Genomic DNA, 15,759 nt, shown 5'->3' with positions numbered 1-15,759 from the left:
GTTATGCGACACCCAGATTGGTTGAAACGCCTCAACGACGTTGTGGCGAAGCATCAGGCATTGCCCGCGCAGTATGGCGTGTCCGACTGCTATCTCATCGCCGACGACGCAGTAGAGGCTGTCACCGGCAGCTTTATGCATGGCGAGGCAGCCCGCCGCTACACCTCGCCGGCCGGAGCGGCAAAGCAGCTGCGCAAGCGCGGCTTCAAAAGCGTGCGGGATGCCTTCGCTGCCCGGTTCACGGAAATTCCTGTCCTACTCGCCCAGCGCGGCGACATCGGCGTCTACGACAACAATGGCGAGATTTCCGGCGGCATCTTCACGTCGGTCGGTTTCATGGTTCGCGGTGAGCAGGGGATTGTCTTCCTGCCGCCCACCGCAGCCCTCGCCGCCTTCAGGGTGGAATAATGCCTTTTCTCGCTCCGGTATTTGGCGCCGTATCTACGTTTATTGGCAGCCTTGGCATCGTTGGCAAGCTTGTGCTCGGCATCGGCTTGCAGCTCATCAGCGCCAAGCTGCAAAAGAACCGCGCCAAGAAGGTTGAGCAGCAGGCCGGCGGGGTGCAGTTCGAGCGCCAATACGGCGAGAACGTCTCGCGCCAGGTGGCTTGCGGGCGTGTCGGCATTGCCGGTCACGACTGCTACGTCAACACTTACGGCGATGCCAACAAACGCCTGCAGCAGGTCTATGCCCTCTCGGACTTCCCGTGCGATGGCCTTTCGCGCATCTGGGCTGGCGGCAAGGAACTGCCGCTGACGCACCAGGGCGGCGGATACTACACCGTCGACAGTGGTGATTATGCCGGGCTCATGTCCTTTCGTTTTTACGACGGCACCCAGGTTAGCGCTGACGCCACGCTTATCAGCGGCTCGAATCCATCCGGCCGATGGACGGCAAACCACGTCGGCACGGGAATCTGCTATCTGGTCGCCTACCTGACCTATGATCAGGAGAGGCTTGCGCAGCCGCCGCAATTCTTTTTCGAGATACGTGGCGCTCGCCTCTACGACGTTCGCAAGGATTCCACGGCCGGCGGCGTCGGCCCGCATCGCTGGGGCGATTACTCGACCTATGAGTGGACCGAAAATCCTGTCGTGATGGACTACAATTATCGCCGGGGCTTTTCGGTCAACGGCGACGTTTTCCTCGGCATGGGCATGTCGCCGGCTGATCTGCCAGTTGATCGGTACGCCATCGCCGCCAATATTTGTGACGAGATCGCCAGCTACGGCAAGCGCTACCGCTGCTCGGTGATCTTCGACGCGGACCTGGAGCACGGCGACAATATCGACGCCGTCATGCAGTCCTGCGGCGGTATCGTGGTCGACAGCGTGGACGGCTCCTGGCCGCTGATCGGAACGAACCAGCCCATCGTGGAGACAATCACCGACGCGGACCTGATCAGCACGGAGCCGATACGCTTCCAGAAGTACAAGTCGCAGGCCGACATCGTGAACTCGGTGCAGGGCACCTATCCGGAGCCATCGAACATCTGGTCTCCGGTCGGCTACGACACGCAGACGAACACATCCCAGGTGTCGCTCGACCGCCGCACGCGTGATTTCAAGCTTGACCTGCCGACGGTGCCTTACAAGGCGCAGGCCAATCAGCTTGCGTCGATCTACTATAAGGAGAACCGATACGAGGCGACGGCGGAGATCGTCGTGCGGCCGCGCTTCCAGACGATCAAGGCGGGCGACTGGATTCGGTGGAATTCGGCACGCTACGGCGACCGCGTATGGATGGTCTCCAGCCGCTCCATCAAGGCGCTCACCAGTGACGGGCCGCGCAACGTGGCGCTTTCGCTCGTCGAGCGCGACGGGGCCATCTACGACAGCGTCGGCGTCTTGCCGCCTGTCGTTCCGATTCCGCCTGGCGAGCCGACCTATGTCAACGAACTGCCGGATTATGCCATCATCCCGGTTATCGCGACCGGCGCCGATGGCCGCTCCTATGCCGCGTTCCGGTTGTCGTGGTCGTCGATTGTCGACCCGACCGTGGTTTCCGTTGAATTCCAGTGGCGCATCAAGACCGAGCCGACGAACATCTTCACCCGGACGGTTCCGGCTGACGCGCAGATCGCCTTCGTTCAGGAGGGCATTCTCAGCCTGACGGAATACGAGTTCCGCTATCGCGTCATCGTCGAAGGACGGCCAGCACCTGGCTATGTCGCATGGGTCAGCATAACGTCGCTCGACGGCGGCAATGCGGACCTTGAAGTTGGGCTCGGTAACCTGAAAGACGAGGTCACCGACGTCTTCAAGCAACTGCAACAGGGGCTCGACGACACCCGCCCGCTGCTGGAACAAATCCTGACGAACCAGCAGCTTCATGGCGCGGTCTCGGAATCGGCGCGCCGCCGCCTGGCGGTGGAGGTCGGACGCAACCGGGCGGCCTTCGATGAGCAGATCGTGGTCGTCGCCAGCGAACTGGAGGCCTTGGCCGAGCAGATCACCGACGTCACGGTCGCTGTGGATGACCGCTTTGCGCAGGGTCGTGTCCGGTTTACCGCAGCGGCTGACCAGACCGGGGCGCTCGCACGGTTCGCCGTGCAGCTTCGCGTCGGCGAGGAGGATGCCTGGACTGATTCCGGCTTCTACCTCCAGGTCGTCGATGACGGCGAAGACGTGCGATCCGAATTCGCCGTCATGGCGGATCGGTTCGTCGTCATCAACCCGGGCGACCTCAACAGCAATTTCCTGCCGCTCGTCTTCGAGGACGGCGAGTTGAAGCTTCAGATTGCCAATATCGGTCTCGTGCGGGCTGGACGCATGCTCTCGCAGAACGAGAAAATGGACATCGACCTCAACAACGGGCGGATCATCATCAAGTCATGACGCAGACGCTCATCGGGCTCGACTACGAAGGCGTGCCGGCGGTAAAGATCACAAAGGGTTCCATTGATCCTGCGGAGGAGCCGGACGATAATGTCGGCTCCTTCTTGTATAACAGCAAGTGGACGAAGGACTACAAGATCGCCGGCATCGACCTGATGCCGCAGGTTGGCGCGGCGACGTTCACGCCTTCTGGGTCAGGGCTTTCCAACTATACGAAGTACACCGAGCCTGTCGGAAGCTTCAACATCAACCGCCAGAACTCCTACTTTAGGAACTCGTACTTTCCAAACCTTGCGTACGATCTTCCGCTCTGCGAAGTGAAGACAAAGCGCATCAGTAACGGCAGGTTTTTCGGCTCAGTTATAACCGAGGTTCTGACCGGATATGATCGACGTGCGGGCAACTGGAGAACCCCGGCCAGGGAATGGTTTGGCTGGGGTACAGGTATGACCGTCTACTACAACGCCGGCAGTGGATACCTCGGCACGGGTACGGTTGTCACCAACGACTTCGTTTGGCCGTCCGGCCAGTTGAACGAGCCGTTTTACAACAACATTGTCGTCTGGAATCTGCCGGGGGACTCCACCGCCATCCTCGATGGCACCCCGCCGCCCCCGGTGGGCGGTGCCACGGTGATACAGTTGGACAGTGCCGGAATGCGGGTGGCAAAGCCGGGCTTCAACCTCAACTCTATCTCGCGTCCGACGCAACTGGCTTTCGATACCGCCAATCACCCCACCAAGATCATCGGGGCGGCGGATATTTACTGCCCGCCGGGGGCGTCCTCCTACGACATAGGTGTGACGATCCCGCCGAACGCGGTTGCGGACGTCCATTTCTACCAGGGGAGCACGATCTATTACCCAATGGAGCCCGTGGGCTTCGAGGTAAAATACGGCGCGGAATACTGGTTCAGCGGGTCCACGATCCAATTCAATAATCCGTACACGGCCTGCCGCGCACGCTTCATAATCTACGCCGTCAGCACGCAGGGCACGACCAGCGGCGACAATGACGTCATTCGACAGTTTACGTCGGGCGGAGAGAACGTTGTCCAGATCCTGCGGCCTGGTGCGGGCGCAAATCCGACCTTTGCCGATATCGTCGTGGATAGCCGGTGGCCCTGCATCCAGATCCTGAAGGAAGGGTATATTTCCGTCGGGACCGGCATCCTCACGCATACGGTCAATTTCGACGGCGCCGGCTGCTTTCCGATGGTCAAATATATGACCGTCCACGGAGGTGGCTCCGGCTCAGGCGGCCCGGAATATTTCGTTCCCTCGTGGAGCAGCCGCGTCCGCGCGCCATTCCTCAATCTTTGTGGCGTCTACAAAGTCGGATGGAGCGGGGGGCAGGGTGGAGACAGTACGTACTGCACTCTGACAAACTCTCAAGCGACATTCTACACGTTCCGGGGGCAGCCGATCCGGCGTTATTACGATGACTTTGAGGACTACAACAACAACGTCGTGTCCTACGACTATGACCCGTCGCCCATCGTCGGCATTCGCTACTACATCCTCGGTATTCCGGCCTGACGCCGCGGCCAAAGGGAAATCCAGCACATGACTGCACTCAACTATACGGCGGGGACCGTCTCCCTGACGAACGGCAGCGCCGTGGTCACGGGCGTTGGCACCGCGTGGCAAATCGCCCTCATCGTTGGCGGCACGATCTACGTCGAGGCCGCCGGCAATCCCTTGCCCATCGACAGCGTCGATAGCGACACGCAAATCACGGCCGCTATCGCATGGGCTGGCGCGACGGGCACATATAATTACGTCCTTCGCCGCAGCACGACCTATGACGAGCAGGTTGCGAAGAACGCCGAGATCTTCGCCCGGCTCGTTGCCGAGCTTGAGGCTGGCACGATTTGGAAATACGACGCGTCCGGCGATACGGCGGGTCGCGCATTTTACGATACGCGGCCGAAGGGGTTTTCGTATCTGGATGTGTCAGGCGAGCAGCCGGCACTCTGGATCAAGGCGTCCAATGACGAGGCGGACTGGGTGGGGCCGTTTTCGTATGGGGTGGGGCCGCAGGGCCCGGCGCCAAATCTCACCTTCTCTCCTGTCGTCACGGGCGCACCGGGAACGCCGGCAAGTCTCGAAGTGACCGGCGCCGGACCCTACGATCTCGCTTTCACCGTCCCGGCCGGCATCCAGGGCTTCAAGGGCTGGACTATTGAGACAGAGATCGTCGCCGACGAACTTCGCTCCGTCATGCGGGTTGCTGACTTCATCGGTGGCGAGGGTGCGAAGCCCTCGGGCATCGGCCACTACGTCGGACACGGCGGCCTGGTCGCGAACATTGCCGATGCCGTCAACATCCGCGGCATGCAGGGTCCTTTGGGGCCGCGCGGGGTCCAGTTCCGCGGTAACTGGTCCTCATCGGAGAACTACACACTTGGCGATCTCGTGGTTGACGAAGACGCCGAAGGTGCCCCGGCCTCGTACATCTCCAATACGACGAACACGAACAGCAAGCCGAGGGACAACCCTTCCGACTGGGCGTTCTTCCCCGGCTCCATCCCCGCGGCCATCAACGATGGAGTCTGGGGCGAAACAATTTCTGAAACTGCAAACGACGGAGTATGGGGCGCATGAGCACCGAGCGCATACTTATTCATGGGACCACCGCGCAGCGCATGGCGACGACGCCCGCGCTGGGGCAGATCGGTAGCGACGACGAAACCGGTCGTATTGTGTTGGGTGACGGCGCCACCCCAGGCGGCATAGAGATGGCGCGTCTTGATGAGGTGGGAGGCGGCACTGCCGGAGAAATCGACTATGACAATTCTGGTTCTGGCCTGGGCGCAGAAAACGTACAGGACGCAATAGACGAACTTGCCGGAGAAAAGGCCAGTAATTCTGATGTTGAGAAATGTGTCCGCGTGGACGAAGCGCAGAATTTTTCCGATGCGGAAAAGGGTCAGGGTCTCGCCAACTTAGGCGCAGGCAGTCTGTCTGGCGATCGGGACAGACTCATCAACGGCGATGGACGGATAAGCCAGGCAACCTATACGACGGTTAATGACGACACCTACTGGTGTGATATGCACTATGTGTTGACGCAGGCGGCAGCAATCACGCCGACGATCCTGACGGACGTCGCCAACGGCCTGCCGTTCATGATGCGGCTCTCGCAGTCTCAGGCCACGGCGCAACGCATGGGTAACGCTCAGATCGTAGAGGCGCAGGTTTCGAAGCGTCTTCGCGGCGAGCAGGTTACGCTCGGCGGAAAGCTGCGGTGCTCGTCCTCTCAGGCGATCCGTTATGCTGTTCTCGAATGGACGGGCACGGCAGACGTCGTCACCTCCGACGTGGTTGCGAATTGGACGTCCGGCTCCTTCACGGCGGGCAACTTCTTTCTTGGCTCGAACCTGACCGTTGCAGCAGTCGGCACCATCACGCCGGCTGCGAATACGCTCACCGACTGGTCGCTGACTGCGAACATCAGCGGGTCATGCAACAACCTGATCGTATTCTTGTGGACCGAAGGCACGGCCGCACAGAACGTCACACTGGATATGGTTTGGGGGCTGGTCCAGGGAGACGCGACAGCTGAAAAGTGGCCTTATGGAGAGCGGGACTTCTCGCAGGAATTGGTGTGCTGCCAGAGATTTTTTGAGGTGCTTGAAATAAGAGTTCTGGGCACCGTTGTGGCTGCGGCAGACAACTCCGGTGCAACATGGCTATTCAAGGTGAGGAAGCGCGCAACACCAAGCATGTTTTGGGCAGGAGCATCTTCTACTCAGTTGCGGCAAGCCACAGTGGATGGTGCCAGAGTGACAAACAACGCGAGTGCCGTCGCGGTAATATTAGAAGGTTCATCCGCAGACGCGAGGCTTTAATTATGATTGTTCACGGATTTAATTCTACTGGCGGTGTTGAAATCACGATTGACGGTGAGCGATGGAGCGTCCCAGATGACCTGACCAACCGCCATCGGCAGATGATCGCCGAATGGGAGGCGGAAGGCAACACCATCCCGCCATATCAGCCGCCAGCGCCAAGCCTCACCGACTACGAGAACGCCATCCAAGGCATGATCGACGCCACCGCGAAGGAGAAGCTCTTCCGCGACGGCGTGACGCTCGCCTCCTACACCGCGTCCACGAACCCACGGTGGGCGGCTGAATCTGTCGCCTTCATCGCATGGCGCGATGAAGTATGGGCCTATGCCTATTCAGAGCTTGCCAAGGTGCAGGCCGGCCAGCGGGATCAGCCAACAGCAGAAGACTTCCTGACAGAACTGCCGCCCATCGTCTGGCCCGATTGAGACCCGGGAACGCCTCGTATCGCTCAACCGGGTCCCCTCACGATCTTACGCAGTACCCACCGTGAGCAGCCCACCTTGTACCAGCAATAGTTAAGCGGGCAATCCGCCCGGCAGGCCTAGCGTCACCAACCAAGGACAGAACCATGAACCGCACCATCCCGAATGGCGCGGCGATCTTGGGCGTTTAATTTAGGACACCCCAATGACCATCACGACCACGTCCCAGCGTGGCCGCGCGTTTCTGCGTGGCCACGAAGGCAATCCGCTGACCTGCTATCTGGATTCGGTCAACGAGCCGACGATCGGGCAGGGCTTCACCATGCGCTCTAAGGCCGTGCGCGCTGCTCTGGGCAAACGCGGCATCACCAAGCTCGTGCCCGGCAAGACGAAGATTACCGCGGAGCAGTCCGACGAAATCCTGCTCGAGGTTCTCGCCGCCGAATTCGAGCCCGCCGTCGTCGCCAACAGTCCAGCCGACCGCAAGCAGCATCAGATGGATGCATCGGTCAGCGCGATCTACAATCTCGGCACAGGGGCCATGGATTGGCAGTGGGCGACGCTCTGGCGGGCAGGCAAGATCAAGGAAGCCGCCGCATACCTCGGCAGCCACTACAACACGGCTGGCGGCAAGAAGCCTGCCGGTCTCGTTCGTCGTCGCAAGGAGGAGGCCAATCTCTTCCTGAACGGCAACTATGCCGGCGTCACGTCGAGCAAGCCGGAAGGCGAGCCGCGCACGGCGACACCCACCAAGACCAAGCCCGACCCGATCGTCAAGGAAGCGCAGGAAATCCTGACCAGCAAGGGCTTCAATCCTGGCGCCATCGACGGCTGGATGGGAGAGAAGACGCGCGCTGCGGTGATAGCCTACCAGAAAGCGCACCCGCATCTTGTGGCGGACGGCGTTATCGGGCCGGCAACGCTTTCTCAGCTGCGGCGCGACGCCGCCACGGTGCGCGAGGTCGTCACCAAGGGTGCGGGCTCCGCCCTTGGTTCCGGCGCCCTTGCGCTCGCCGCTGGCTTGCCTTGGGGCTGGATCGCCGCGGGCGTGACTGTCGCCGTGGTCGGCTACGTCGTCTACCGCAAGCGGGACATCATTGCACGGTGGGTCAACACCTGGCGTGGTAAGGAGGTGGCGGTTTGATCCAGCTTATCCTGAAATGGCTCGGTGGCGATCTCGCCACCGCCCTCACGCGTGCCTACGAGCTCAAGCTCAATGCCGCGAATGATGCCGACCGCATCAAGGCGGACGTGTCCATCAAGGCCATCGAGGCGCAGATGGCGGCGCAGGCGAACAACGCGGTGGTCGTGCGCGAGGGCATGCAGCACAAGGCGTTCTGGATTCCGTGGCTCATTGCCGCCGTGCCGACCGCGGCGTGGTTCGGCTGGGGCATGACGGACTCGCTGTTCAACGGCACCCTGCCGGACGTTTCGGCCCTCCCGCCGCAACTCAAGGAATATGCGGACATCGTGTTCGCGAACATCTTCTATGTAGGCGGTGGCGTTGCCGGCGCACAGTTGATCGCGAAGGCGATTGGGGGCAAGAAATGACCTCAGAACTATGGGCGCAACTGGTCGGCGGCATCGGTTTCTTCATTATCGTGTCCGGTACGCTCTGGGGCATCTGGTGGCGGATCGAGGGCAAGGTGGATAAGGCCAAAACGGAAGCCTCCGGCATGGCCGCCGCTGCAAACGCTCTTGCCGCGCTGACGCGACAGGAGCTCGCCGACCACAAGCTGCATACCGCAGAGACCTACGTCACCAAGGCGGGGATGCAGGAACAGACGGCCCAGATCATGCGAGCAATCGAGGGCGTCGGCAACAGGATCGACAGCCTTGGCGAGCGGCTGGACCGCCTCTATGAGGCGAGGCCGGCGGGGCGTTCAGGGTAGGGGCTCCCTCACGAATCCCTGACAAATACCCCTGCCTCTTCCGCAGCCTTTAGGAACGCCTGCCTGGCTTCTTCGTGGTCAATCCCGCCTTCCAGCGCCACGAGGCACTTCTGCTGCGCCACGGACCATGCCGCCCCTTCGTCCACCGGCCAGTCGTCGAGCAGAACGCGAGCCGCCTCTGCCGTGCTTGAGATTGTGCGGTAGACACCCAGTGTCGTCGTTTCGAAGGTGACGGGGCGAGACCAGTAGCTGCGGTTCATTGTGTGTCTCCACCGTCCCCTGTCGCCGCCACGGCGTCCACGTTGATTTCAAGTGGACCGCTAGGAGTATCCGACAGCAGCGGCATAGCGATAATCGACCCGAATAGGACGATGAATATCGCCAGCAGGCACATGCCGATAATGTTGAAGCGTTGGCGCATCTACGTACTCACGAACACCGTCCCGGGGGCGTTGGAGAAAGCGTGGCCCGGACTACATTGTTCCCTTCATTTCAACGCTTCGGGTTCCACCGCATACTTGGCCTTCACGTCATCGCGCCAATGTGGGTAGTGTCGCGCGCACCACCAGCTTCCCGGCTCGCCTTTCATCCGGGCATAACCCAGGCCGCCCCAATCGTTGCAACCGGGGTGCTCGCAATAGTGTTCGGCATGAACAGGGGCGGCGGGGTGTGTCGGGGTACGGTCGTCTACAGCCATGTCTATCCTCTACGCCGAGTCGGTTACCTCAACCAGAGTGGCAGACCTTCCTCATCCAGCGCTCCGATGTTTTGTGCGACAATCGCCGGCCGCGGCCCCGTGCGCTCCAATCCCTCATCATACCAGTCTTCAACCGCCTTCGCGGCCCGCCACGCTTCTGGCATGCGCCCCGAGTGGGGCAGGGGCCTTTTGAAACCCGGCCATTCAGAGCAGCCGCCGCTCCACATATACGTACCCCGTTTCAAGCTCGTCTGGTCGAGTGATATCCGACCGATGTAAAGGCCGTCATGGAATGCTGACCAGTCTTCCTTCGCTTGATCGGGCACAGTGCGCACCCAGCGGTATTTTCTTCTCCATGGCATCGCGCCAGCTATCGGTCGCCTTCGGTTAGGCCGCGCGCCGCATGGGGCTCCCATCCGCGAACAAATCCTCGGCCCATCGCTCTTCTCGCAAGCTCCAGTTGCCAGCGCAAATACGCGCAGTCAGCAAGCAGGGTGGCGACGGTGGCGCGTACATCGCCATCGTGCCAGGCAAGCGCTGCATCAACTTCATCAGCCTCTCGTCCTCTTTCGAGTGGGTACACGTCGTCGTTCTCCTGCGTCGGTATCACAGTAGGGCTCTGCTTCTAGGTGTATGGTGGGCGGCGGCATCACCGACGTGTTCCTAGTATGTTCTCATTCCGGAATGAGTCAACTGGAGTGTGTAAAGAATCCCGGGCGTTCGAGACCTGCGGTCACAATGACCGCTGTGCTAGATCAGTACCCGGCCCGGCACCAGCCGGCAGCCTTGGCATCAGCTTCGGAACAAAACCACCGCTCGCCCCTCGTGTAGGTAATCCGGGTCTCGTCATAATAGTGCTGACCCGGGACATGATATATCCGCTGGCCGCCGTTGTAGGAGACGTTGCCCTTGATATTGCAGCTCGGGTCGTAGATCTCGCGCGGGACGAGGGAGTACCCGCCGATAGCTAGGAAGCTGGCGACCGACGCGCCAATGACGAGGAAGGTGAAGTTGCTCATTCCCGGAAGGATAACCGTTGGGTGTTTCCTGCCGGTTTCTACATTACATAAAGTTGTCGGCGCATGCACGAAAAGGCCCGCCGGTGAGGGCTGGCTGCATATCAGTTCATCAAGCCCATTTTCTTCGCTAGTTTCGCTTGCAGTGCGCAAGCTCCGGTTCGCTCGATCTCGGACATTTCTCCCATGCGGATCTTTTGAGCGCCAGCGGCAGACTGAAACACCATTCGCGCGGATTGATCCATTTCCGCCAACGTGTCCCTCATGAAGGTGGACACCTTTTCTGGATTGAGCGTGTAGCCGCAGGCGTCGGCAGTCGCGATGATCTGTCCTGCTTCTCTCGCGGTCTGCATACTGTTCAGCCTTGCCATCATTTCGGCCGGCGTTATGTTCTCTTGGGCACCGGCAGGCACCTGGGAGAGAACCGCGAAGGCGGCGACGCAACCGATCACACGCCTACTCACCGGCACTTCAACACCCCTTGCTCTTCATAGCATTCTCGATTGCCTGCACCTTCCCCTTCGCAACCGCAACGTTTCCTTCCTTGTCGCCGCCGAACGTGCTCGACATAGGCACGCCGATCAGGAAGACGCCAAAGGCGTCGCCGTTTGCCGCGTTCTGCTGTTCGGCGGACACCGCGGTGAGAGCGGCCCGCTCCTTGGCGAGTTCGGTTTGAAGCGAAGAACAGCTTTGCGGCGTATAGGCTGCCATCGGAATGTCTGCCGGCACGATTGCGTCCGGGCGCTTTGCACACGATGTGGCAGTAGCCGCGGCGAGCGCGACGGCAAGGTATTTGAATTTCATTGTGTCCCCCAGAATTGCGCGCTGATCAAAGCAGATCGATCTGGGGTTGTCGAGGGGTGGCAATAGTGCGAATGGCCGACCAATAGCGTTCTGGCCTGAACAAAAAGTTGGAAAATCCACTTTCGCTTTTGCCTTGCCGGCAAACGTGTCGCACAATGCTGAAGACGCCCGAGAGATGAGGACGCGGCAAACGTCCTCATCTTCGGCGGGTGTCGCCAGTAGTCGGGGGGGGGCGGGAAATGCTGCGGTGTCAACGCACCCGCTTCCTCCGAACTACCCGTGTATTATGACGCAACCCGCTTTGTGTCGCCTTATGCAGAACGGCCTAATCCACAGATCAATTGCAGAGTTTCGTTCTTGTATTGTTCCGAGTCGGGTACTTGCTCTATCGCCGCCGCTTTCCGCCATGCCAGTCGTTGTAACGCGCAATCTCCTCGCGACCGGCATCCAGAACGATCCAGGTGCGATCGCCTTGCGTGTCTTTCTTTCCTTCTCTGAGCGCGCCTTTATCGACCAGTTCCCGCATCGTGAAATCAGTAGCTCCGGGGATTTCCGCGCTCGTCGTCACGTCGGGATGTTCGACCATGTAGCGAAGGGCGTTCACGCATCTGGTGTTGAGGTCGAGCTGTGGTTTGCGCTCGTTCCGCGCTTGTCGCCGGCCTTTCCACACACCCAAATTCTCCTCGCCGTCCGGAGCGGCCACCTGGAACCCTGCCGTGATCCCGAGATAGCCGTCGTAGAACCGGCGAACTAACAGTGTTGGTCTGCCATCGTGGAGCGGGTCGATTCTAGGGAAGCCCTGCCGCTCAAGCATGGGGATGACCACCTTCACATACATCGCAGCGCGCTCCTTTCCGACGACGGCAGTGGCGATCTCACGGTCGGTGGCGAAGAGCGGGAGCTTCGAGAGGGGATCGGTCACTCATACTTCCAGTTCGTCCATGTATCCCACCGCTTTAACTCTGCGCGCCCCTCCTTCGTTAGATACCATTGTTGCTCCCCACGAGGGTCGTTTTCGCCAGCTCGTACAACGCCGATCTCAGAAAGTTTCCGCATAGTCTTTTCGCCAGCCTGCGGGATGCGGTCAATGGTATTGCGTTTTCGGTTCTTGGACATAAAGCGCAGGACGCCCATTTCTCGGCCGTCGAGACCATATTGCGGCCGATATTTGGCTCGCTCCGCGGTATTCCTTCGTGACCACTCTATCGTGCCTTTTGTCGCAGCGGCCTTCTCATATTCCTCGCGCCTTTCTTGCTCGTCGACTTCGCGCCAGAATTTCGTTTCGTCTATCCATTCTTCTGCGACTTTGGTTAGGAACGGCGACGCATCAGTGGCACGTATCACCACGGCCCACCCTTCGTCTCCGTCGGCACTGTCGACGAATATCCGACGCTGAACACTGTAAAACTGAAAGGTCTCGCTGAGGATCTCGCGGCGGGCGATCGTGTCTCCCACGTTGGGGCATGCCCCAACGAAGCGACTGATTGGCCCGCCGCCCAGGGCCTCCAGTTTCCCATCGGGCAACAGCTCATAGAGCCTTATGGTGTAGTCGAGGCTCAATCCTGCCGATCGCGCAGCTTTACGACGCCCTCGCCACGATCATCATTGATGAATTCGACGCCGGCAGATTGCAGGGCTTGGCGGATGGTGGTGATGGTGCGGGGCATGAGCTCCTCGCCGCGCTCGAGGCGGGATACGGTATCGACGGACACTTCAGCGAGTTTTGCTAATTCTCTCACGCCGAGACCCAGCGCGGCGCGCGCCATTTTGCACTGAACTGCATTCATCGTGACACCGTACCGATTTCCTGTTGACGTACCGATAATGTTCGGATATCAGTACGGTATACCGATTTCAGAACAGACGCAACGAGGTGGCCCATGCCGAAGCAAAACGTACCTAACAGTCCGTTAAAGAACGGAAACAACCCGAAGACCATCGCCCGCTATCTGGCGCACGTTCGCGGCCCGAATCCGGCGCGCTTCCGCGTCGGCGACTGCGTGACCTTCGCGAAGATGGACGGTCAGAACTGGCCGCTGCTTATCCTCGATATCCGCGGCAACGATTTCGACGTGATTTGCTACGACGGCAACCCGCATCTGGTCCGCCTGACGCGGTCTGACCTCGATGCGCTGCGCGTCATCAAGATCGATGAATTCGGGTGTGAGGGGGTCGATATGTACCGCCGTCTGGTCGGTCTGGACATTGAGGGGGAATCCGCATGACCTGGCGCGACTTTTACCCCGAGGGCTCGATCGTCTTCATCGGCCGCGAGCGCTATATCGCCACCTATAATGAACACGGGCTTGGCTTGGACCTCTACTGCCTGAAGACGGGCGATCGCGCCATGACCATTGCGCCGGACTTCGTGCCGCAGGTGGTTACCGGCATCAAATATCCTCACGTCTGACCTTTCGGCCCGCTGGCGCAACTGGATAGCGCACCGGCTTTCTATCCTGGAGGTTCCCGGTTCGAGTCCGGGGCGGTCCACCACCCTTTACCAGAGCCTTGAAGCGCGATCACCACCGGCCCTACACGTCCGGCGCGCTCGGCGACTATGAACCGCGAGGCGACGGCGCATGGCAGCCGTGGCGCGGTTCAACTGACCCGGGCGGAAGCCTGTCGGTATGCGAACGCTGTAAGATGCAGATGCGCCCGGGTCAGTCCAGCCCAACGCCGCTCGCTCTCACCACCGCAGGAGCGGGCGGTTTTTGCAAAAGCTTCGACACCTAATTAGCCCCGGGTTTAAAGCCCATCGACTGCAGATAGTTGTACACGGTTTGCACCCACTCCCCACCTGGAACTTTACTGATAATGGGTACCGCCCCAGCACCAACCACCAGGAGGGATATCAGCACGGTTTTCGCCGCCAGCTTGCGCGTCTCGGACAGGGTCTCTCCACCTACTGAGAGCGTAGCTTTCACGACTATGGACCACAGATTTTCAAGTGTTCGCGTTAAGGAGAAGACGTCCCGCTTATCGACAGTAGCCGGTTGAGCGACCCAATCAGTTGCGGTTTCAAGAGCGTCGACTACATTCGGGTGGGTCACACCCGACTGCCGAATATCGGCGATTATTTGTGCTGTAACACGTGTCAGGTCATCTATCGCGTTTCGATCAAGCGTTACAGTCGACGCATTCTCGCAATACTCCCGCCAATCGCTGAACTGGGACAAGGCAGCGAAAACAGTTTCGACATGACCTAGGAGCAGGCCAAAAAGAGCGGGCGAAAGCTCGTCTACCTCTGCTTGCACAATTCGGCTGCATATCTGCGCTCGCGCGCCAATCTGAACGATGTTCTTGTGCGAGCTCATCATCATCTGGAGACGGGAGTAAGCGTCCTTAAGGCGTGGTGACGCATTGCTGGTCTGCAAATCGGCGACGACGTAATCACCTTGTTCGATCGCCGCCTCCAGTGCTGCCTCCGCGATGCCGTGTTCTCGCTCTGCTGCCAAAATGGGCTGGTCGACGACCACAAGAGTGTTGTCTTCAAACCCAAACTGAAAGGCTGCCAGCTTTTGACCAGGAACGCGCTCAATGAATTCATCTGGCTCAATCTGAATTAGGCCAATCCTGAGCCCGCCAGTGTAGTTGGCCAGCACGCTTCCCTCGCTGAGCGCCCTCAGTGTTTCAGTCACTCTAAGTGCATCACCCGGTGATACTCGCGCGATCGTAGTCCGCATCGTTTGGTCAGACAGCTCGGAAATGCGCGTGATACCGCGTTCCAAACTTTCTACATCTCCCATGGATAGGGTGTCGATCTTTCCGTGTAACCGGCGAAGATCCGCTCGCATATCAGCTAGCCGGGACAGCAACTCATTGGAGATGGGGAACCCTGCGCCGCCGACCCTTAGCTCTTTAACAATTCTAGCTATGCGGTTATCCATTTCGACCAGAAGCTTCAAAAGTCTTTGTGCATTCATCCTGCTCAAGCCTCGGTCGACACGTAACAATTTTATCACGGTAGGATGGCACGCCGAAACGCAAAAGAAAATCTTTCTACCTGGGCCCGGGCGACCATCGTAACGTCATAAAGATCAAACCGATGGCATTCGAGCTTTGGCAGAAAGAGGGTTGCCTTATGGCCGCAGTCTCGATCACTGGCTGCGAGCCGAGAAAGAAATTGATGAGTAGGCCGACGAGTCGGTGGCGGCGGATTCGGTATTTCTTGCAGCCACCACGAATCCAAGTCGCTGAGGTTCGACTCCACCTTTAAACCAAACGGCTTTCAAAAG

The 15,759-nt window shown here is 59.7% G+C and carries 22 protein-coding genes and 1 tRNA gene; 13 read left to right on the top strand and 10 right to left on the bottom strand.

Annotated elements, in window-relative coordinates; genetic code table 11:
* Nucleotides 1-3 precede the first annotated feature (3 nt).
* The 9 genes from HNQ66_RS06530 to HNQ66_RS06490 all read left to right on the top strand — a co-directional run bounded on the left by HNQ66_RS06530 (nucleotide 4) and on the right by HNQ66_RS06490 (nucleotide 9,007).
* Nucleotides 4-408: a DUF6950 family protein gene (locus HNQ66_RS06530; protein WP_184142040.1), complete on the top strand. Its 405-nt coding sequence runs from the start codon at nucleotides 4-6 to the stop codon at nucleotides 406-408.
* A complete protein-coding gene (locus tag HNQ66_RS06525) occupies nucleotides 408-2,837 on the top strand; it encodes a phage tail protein (RefSeq protein ID WP_184142038.1) in 2,430 nt (809 codons plus the stop codon). Before HNQ66_RS06530 ends, HNQ66_RS06525 begins: the two co-directional genes overlap by 1 nt.
* The gene (locus HNQ66_RS06520; protein ID WP_184142036.1) at nucleotides 2,834-4,375 is read left to right on the top strand and encodes a hypothetical protein; all 1,542 of its coding nucleotides are present in this window, start codon (nucleotides 2,834-2,836) and stop codon (nucleotides 4,373-4,375) included. Before HNQ66_RS06525 ends, HNQ66_RS06520 begins: the two co-directional genes overlap by 4 nt.
* Nucleotides 4,376-4,402: 27 nt before the next feature.
* On the top strand, nucleotides 4,403-5,443 hold the full coding sequence (locus HNQ66_RS06515) for a hypothetical protein (RefSeq protein ID WP_184142034.1): 1,041 nt from the start codon (nucleotides 4,403-4,405) through the stop codon (nucleotides 5,441-5,443).
* Nucleotides 5,440-6,690, top strand: a complete 1,251-nt coding sequence (locus tag HNQ66_RS06510) for a hypothetical protein (protein ID WP_184142032.1) — start codon at nucleotides 5,440-5,442, stop codon at nucleotides 6,688-6,690. Before HNQ66_RS06515 ends, HNQ66_RS06510 begins: the two co-directional genes overlap by 4 nt.
* A gap of 2 nt (nucleotides 6,691-6,692) precedes the next feature.
* Entirely contained in the window at nucleotides 6,693-7,118 is a 426-nt protein-coding gene (locus HNQ66_RS06505) for a hypothetical protein (RefSeq protein WP_184142031.1), read from the top strand.
* Between the two features lie 202 nt (nucleotides 7,119-7,320).
* Nucleotides 7,321-8,259 (top strand): glycoside hydrolase family protein, encoded by a 939-nt coding sequence (locus HNQ66_RS06500; RefSeq protein WP_184142029.1) that lies wholly within the window; start codon nucleotides 7,321-7,323, stop codon nucleotides 8,257-8,259.
* Nucleotides 8,256-8,666, top strand: coding sequence for a hypothetical protein (locus tag HNQ66_RS06495; RefSeq protein ID WP_184142265.1), 411 nt, complete (start codon nucleotides 8,256-8,258; stop codon nucleotides 8,664-8,666). Before HNQ66_RS06500 ends, HNQ66_RS06495 begins: the two co-directional genes overlap by 4 nt.
* The gene (locus HNQ66_RS06490) at nucleotides 8,663-9,007 is read left to right on the top strand and encodes a hypothetical protein (RefSeq protein WP_184142027.1); all 345 of its coding nucleotides are present in this window, start codon (nucleotides 8,663-8,665) and stop codon (nucleotides 9,005-9,007) included. Before HNQ66_RS06495 ends, HNQ66_RS06490 begins: the two co-directional genes overlap by 4 nt.
* 8 nt (nucleotides 9,008-9,015) lie before the next feature.
* Here the strand turns inward: HNQ66_RS06490 and HNQ66_RS06485 are convergent, their stop codons facing one another.
* From HNQ66_RS06485 to HNQ66_RS06445, 9 genes are all read right to left on the bottom strand, one after another.
* Nucleotides 9,016-9,267, bottom strand: coding sequence for a DUF982 domain-containing protein (locus HNQ66_RS06485; RefSeq protein ID WP_184142025.1), 252 nt, complete (start codon nucleotides 9,265-9,267; stop codon nucleotides 9,016-9,018).
* Complete coding sequence (locus tag HNQ66_RS06480; protein WP_184142023.1) at nucleotides 9,264-9,428, bottom strand: hypothetical protein; 165 nt, start codon at nucleotides 9,426-9,428, stop codon at nucleotides 9,264-9,266. The genes HNQ66_RS06485 and HNQ66_RS06480 overlap by 4 nt, the downstream gene beginning before the upstream one ends.
* 66 nt (nucleotides 9,429-9,494) lie before the next feature.
* Entirely contained in the window at nucleotides 9,495-9,704 is a 210-nt protein-coding gene (locus HNQ66_RS06475; RefSeq protein ID WP_184142021.1) for a hypothetical protein, read from the bottom strand.
* A gap of 755 nt (nucleotides 9,705-10,459) precedes the next feature.
* Nucleotides 10,460-10,723, bottom strand: coding sequence for a sunset domain-containing protein (locus HNQ66_RS06470; protein ID WP_184142019.1), 264 nt, complete (start codon nucleotides 10,721-10,723; stop codon nucleotides 10,460-10,462).
* A gap of 101 nt (nucleotides 10,724-10,824) precedes the next feature.
* Nucleotides 10,825-11,184 carry a hypothetical protein gene (locus tag HNQ66_RS06465; protein ID WP_184142017.1) on the bottom strand — a complete coding sequence of 120 codons (360 nt, stop codon included), beginning with the start codon at nucleotides 11,182-11,184 and terminating at the stop codon, nucleotides 10,825-10,827.
* A 7-nt stretch (nucleotides 11,185-11,191) separates the two neighbouring features.
* Entirely contained in the window at nucleotides 11,192-11,524 is a 333-nt protein-coding gene (locus HNQ66_RS06460) for a hypothetical protein (protein ID WP_184142015.1), read from the bottom strand.
* A 385-nt stretch (nucleotides 11,525-11,909) separates the two neighbouring features.
* Nucleotides 11,910-12,446, bottom strand: a complete 537-nt coding sequence (locus HNQ66_RS23420; RefSeq protein ID WP_210308702.1) for a hypothetical protein — start codon at nucleotides 12,444-12,446, stop codon at nucleotides 11,910-11,912.
* Nucleotides 12,443-13,084, bottom strand: coding sequence for a hypothetical protein (locus HNQ66_RS06450; RefSeq protein WP_184142013.1), 642 nt, complete (start codon nucleotides 13,082-13,084; stop codon nucleotides 12,443-12,445). The genes HNQ66_RS23420 and HNQ66_RS06450 overlap by 4 nt, the downstream gene beginning before the upstream one ends.
* Entirely contained in the window at nucleotides 13,081-13,311 is a 231-nt protein-coding gene (locus tag HNQ66_RS06445; RefSeq protein WP_184142011.1) for a helix-turn-helix domain-containing protein, read from the bottom strand. The genes HNQ66_RS06450 and HNQ66_RS06445 overlap by 4 nt, the downstream gene beginning before the upstream one ends.
* A 93-nt stretch (nucleotides 13,312-13,404) precedes the next feature.
* Here HNQ66_RS06445 and HNQ66_RS06440 point away from each other — a divergent pair, with 93 nt between their 5' ends.
* The 3 genes from HNQ66_RS06440 (at nucleotide 13,405) to HNQ66_RS06430 (ending at nucleotide 14,017) form a co-directional block, all read left to right on the top strand.
* Complete coding sequence (locus HNQ66_RS06440; RefSeq protein ID WP_184142009.1) at nucleotides 13,405-13,749, top strand: hypothetical protein; 345 nt, start codon at nucleotides 13,405-13,407, stop codon at nucleotides 13,747-13,749.
* Nucleotides 13,746-13,934 (top strand): hypothetical protein, encoded by a 189-nt coding sequence (locus tag HNQ66_RS06435; protein ID WP_184142007.1) that lies wholly within the window; start codon nucleotides 13,746-13,748, stop codon nucleotides 13,932-13,934. Before HNQ66_RS06440 ends, HNQ66_RS06435 begins: the two co-directional genes overlap by 4 nt.
* A gap of 6 nt (nucleotides 13,935-13,940) precedes the next feature.
* Nucleotides 13,941-14,017, top strand: a tRNA-Arg gene (locus HNQ66_RS06430).
* Between the two features lie 236 nt (nucleotides 14,018-14,253).
* Here HNQ66_RS06430 and HNQ66_RS06425 read toward each other — a convergent pair.
* Nucleotides 14,254-15,429, bottom strand: coding sequence for a hypothetical protein (locus tag HNQ66_RS06425; protein WP_184142005.1), 1,176 nt, complete (start codon nucleotides 15,427-15,429; stop codon nucleotides 14,254-14,256).
* A gap of 154 nt (nucleotides 15,430-15,583) precedes the next feature.
* Between HNQ66_RS06425 and HNQ66_RS23815 the strand changes: the two genes are divergently transcribed.
* Nucleotides 15,584-15,658: a DUF2934 domain-containing protein gene (locus HNQ66_RS23815; RefSeq protein ID WP_210308699.1), complete on the top strand. Its 75-nt coding sequence runs from the start codon at nucleotides 15,584-15,586 to the stop codon at nucleotides 15,656-15,658.
* Nucleotides 15,659-15,759: the final 101 nt, after the last annotated feature.

Origin of the sequence: Shinella fusca (genome assembly GCF_014203155.1) — a bacterium.
Lineage (GTDB): Bacteria > Pseudomonadota > Alphaproteobacteria > Rhizobiales > Rhizobiaceae > Shinella > Shinella fusca.
The sequence above is the reverse complement of the archived record's forward strand: the minus strand, read 5'-3'. Positions and strand labels throughout refer to the sequence as shown.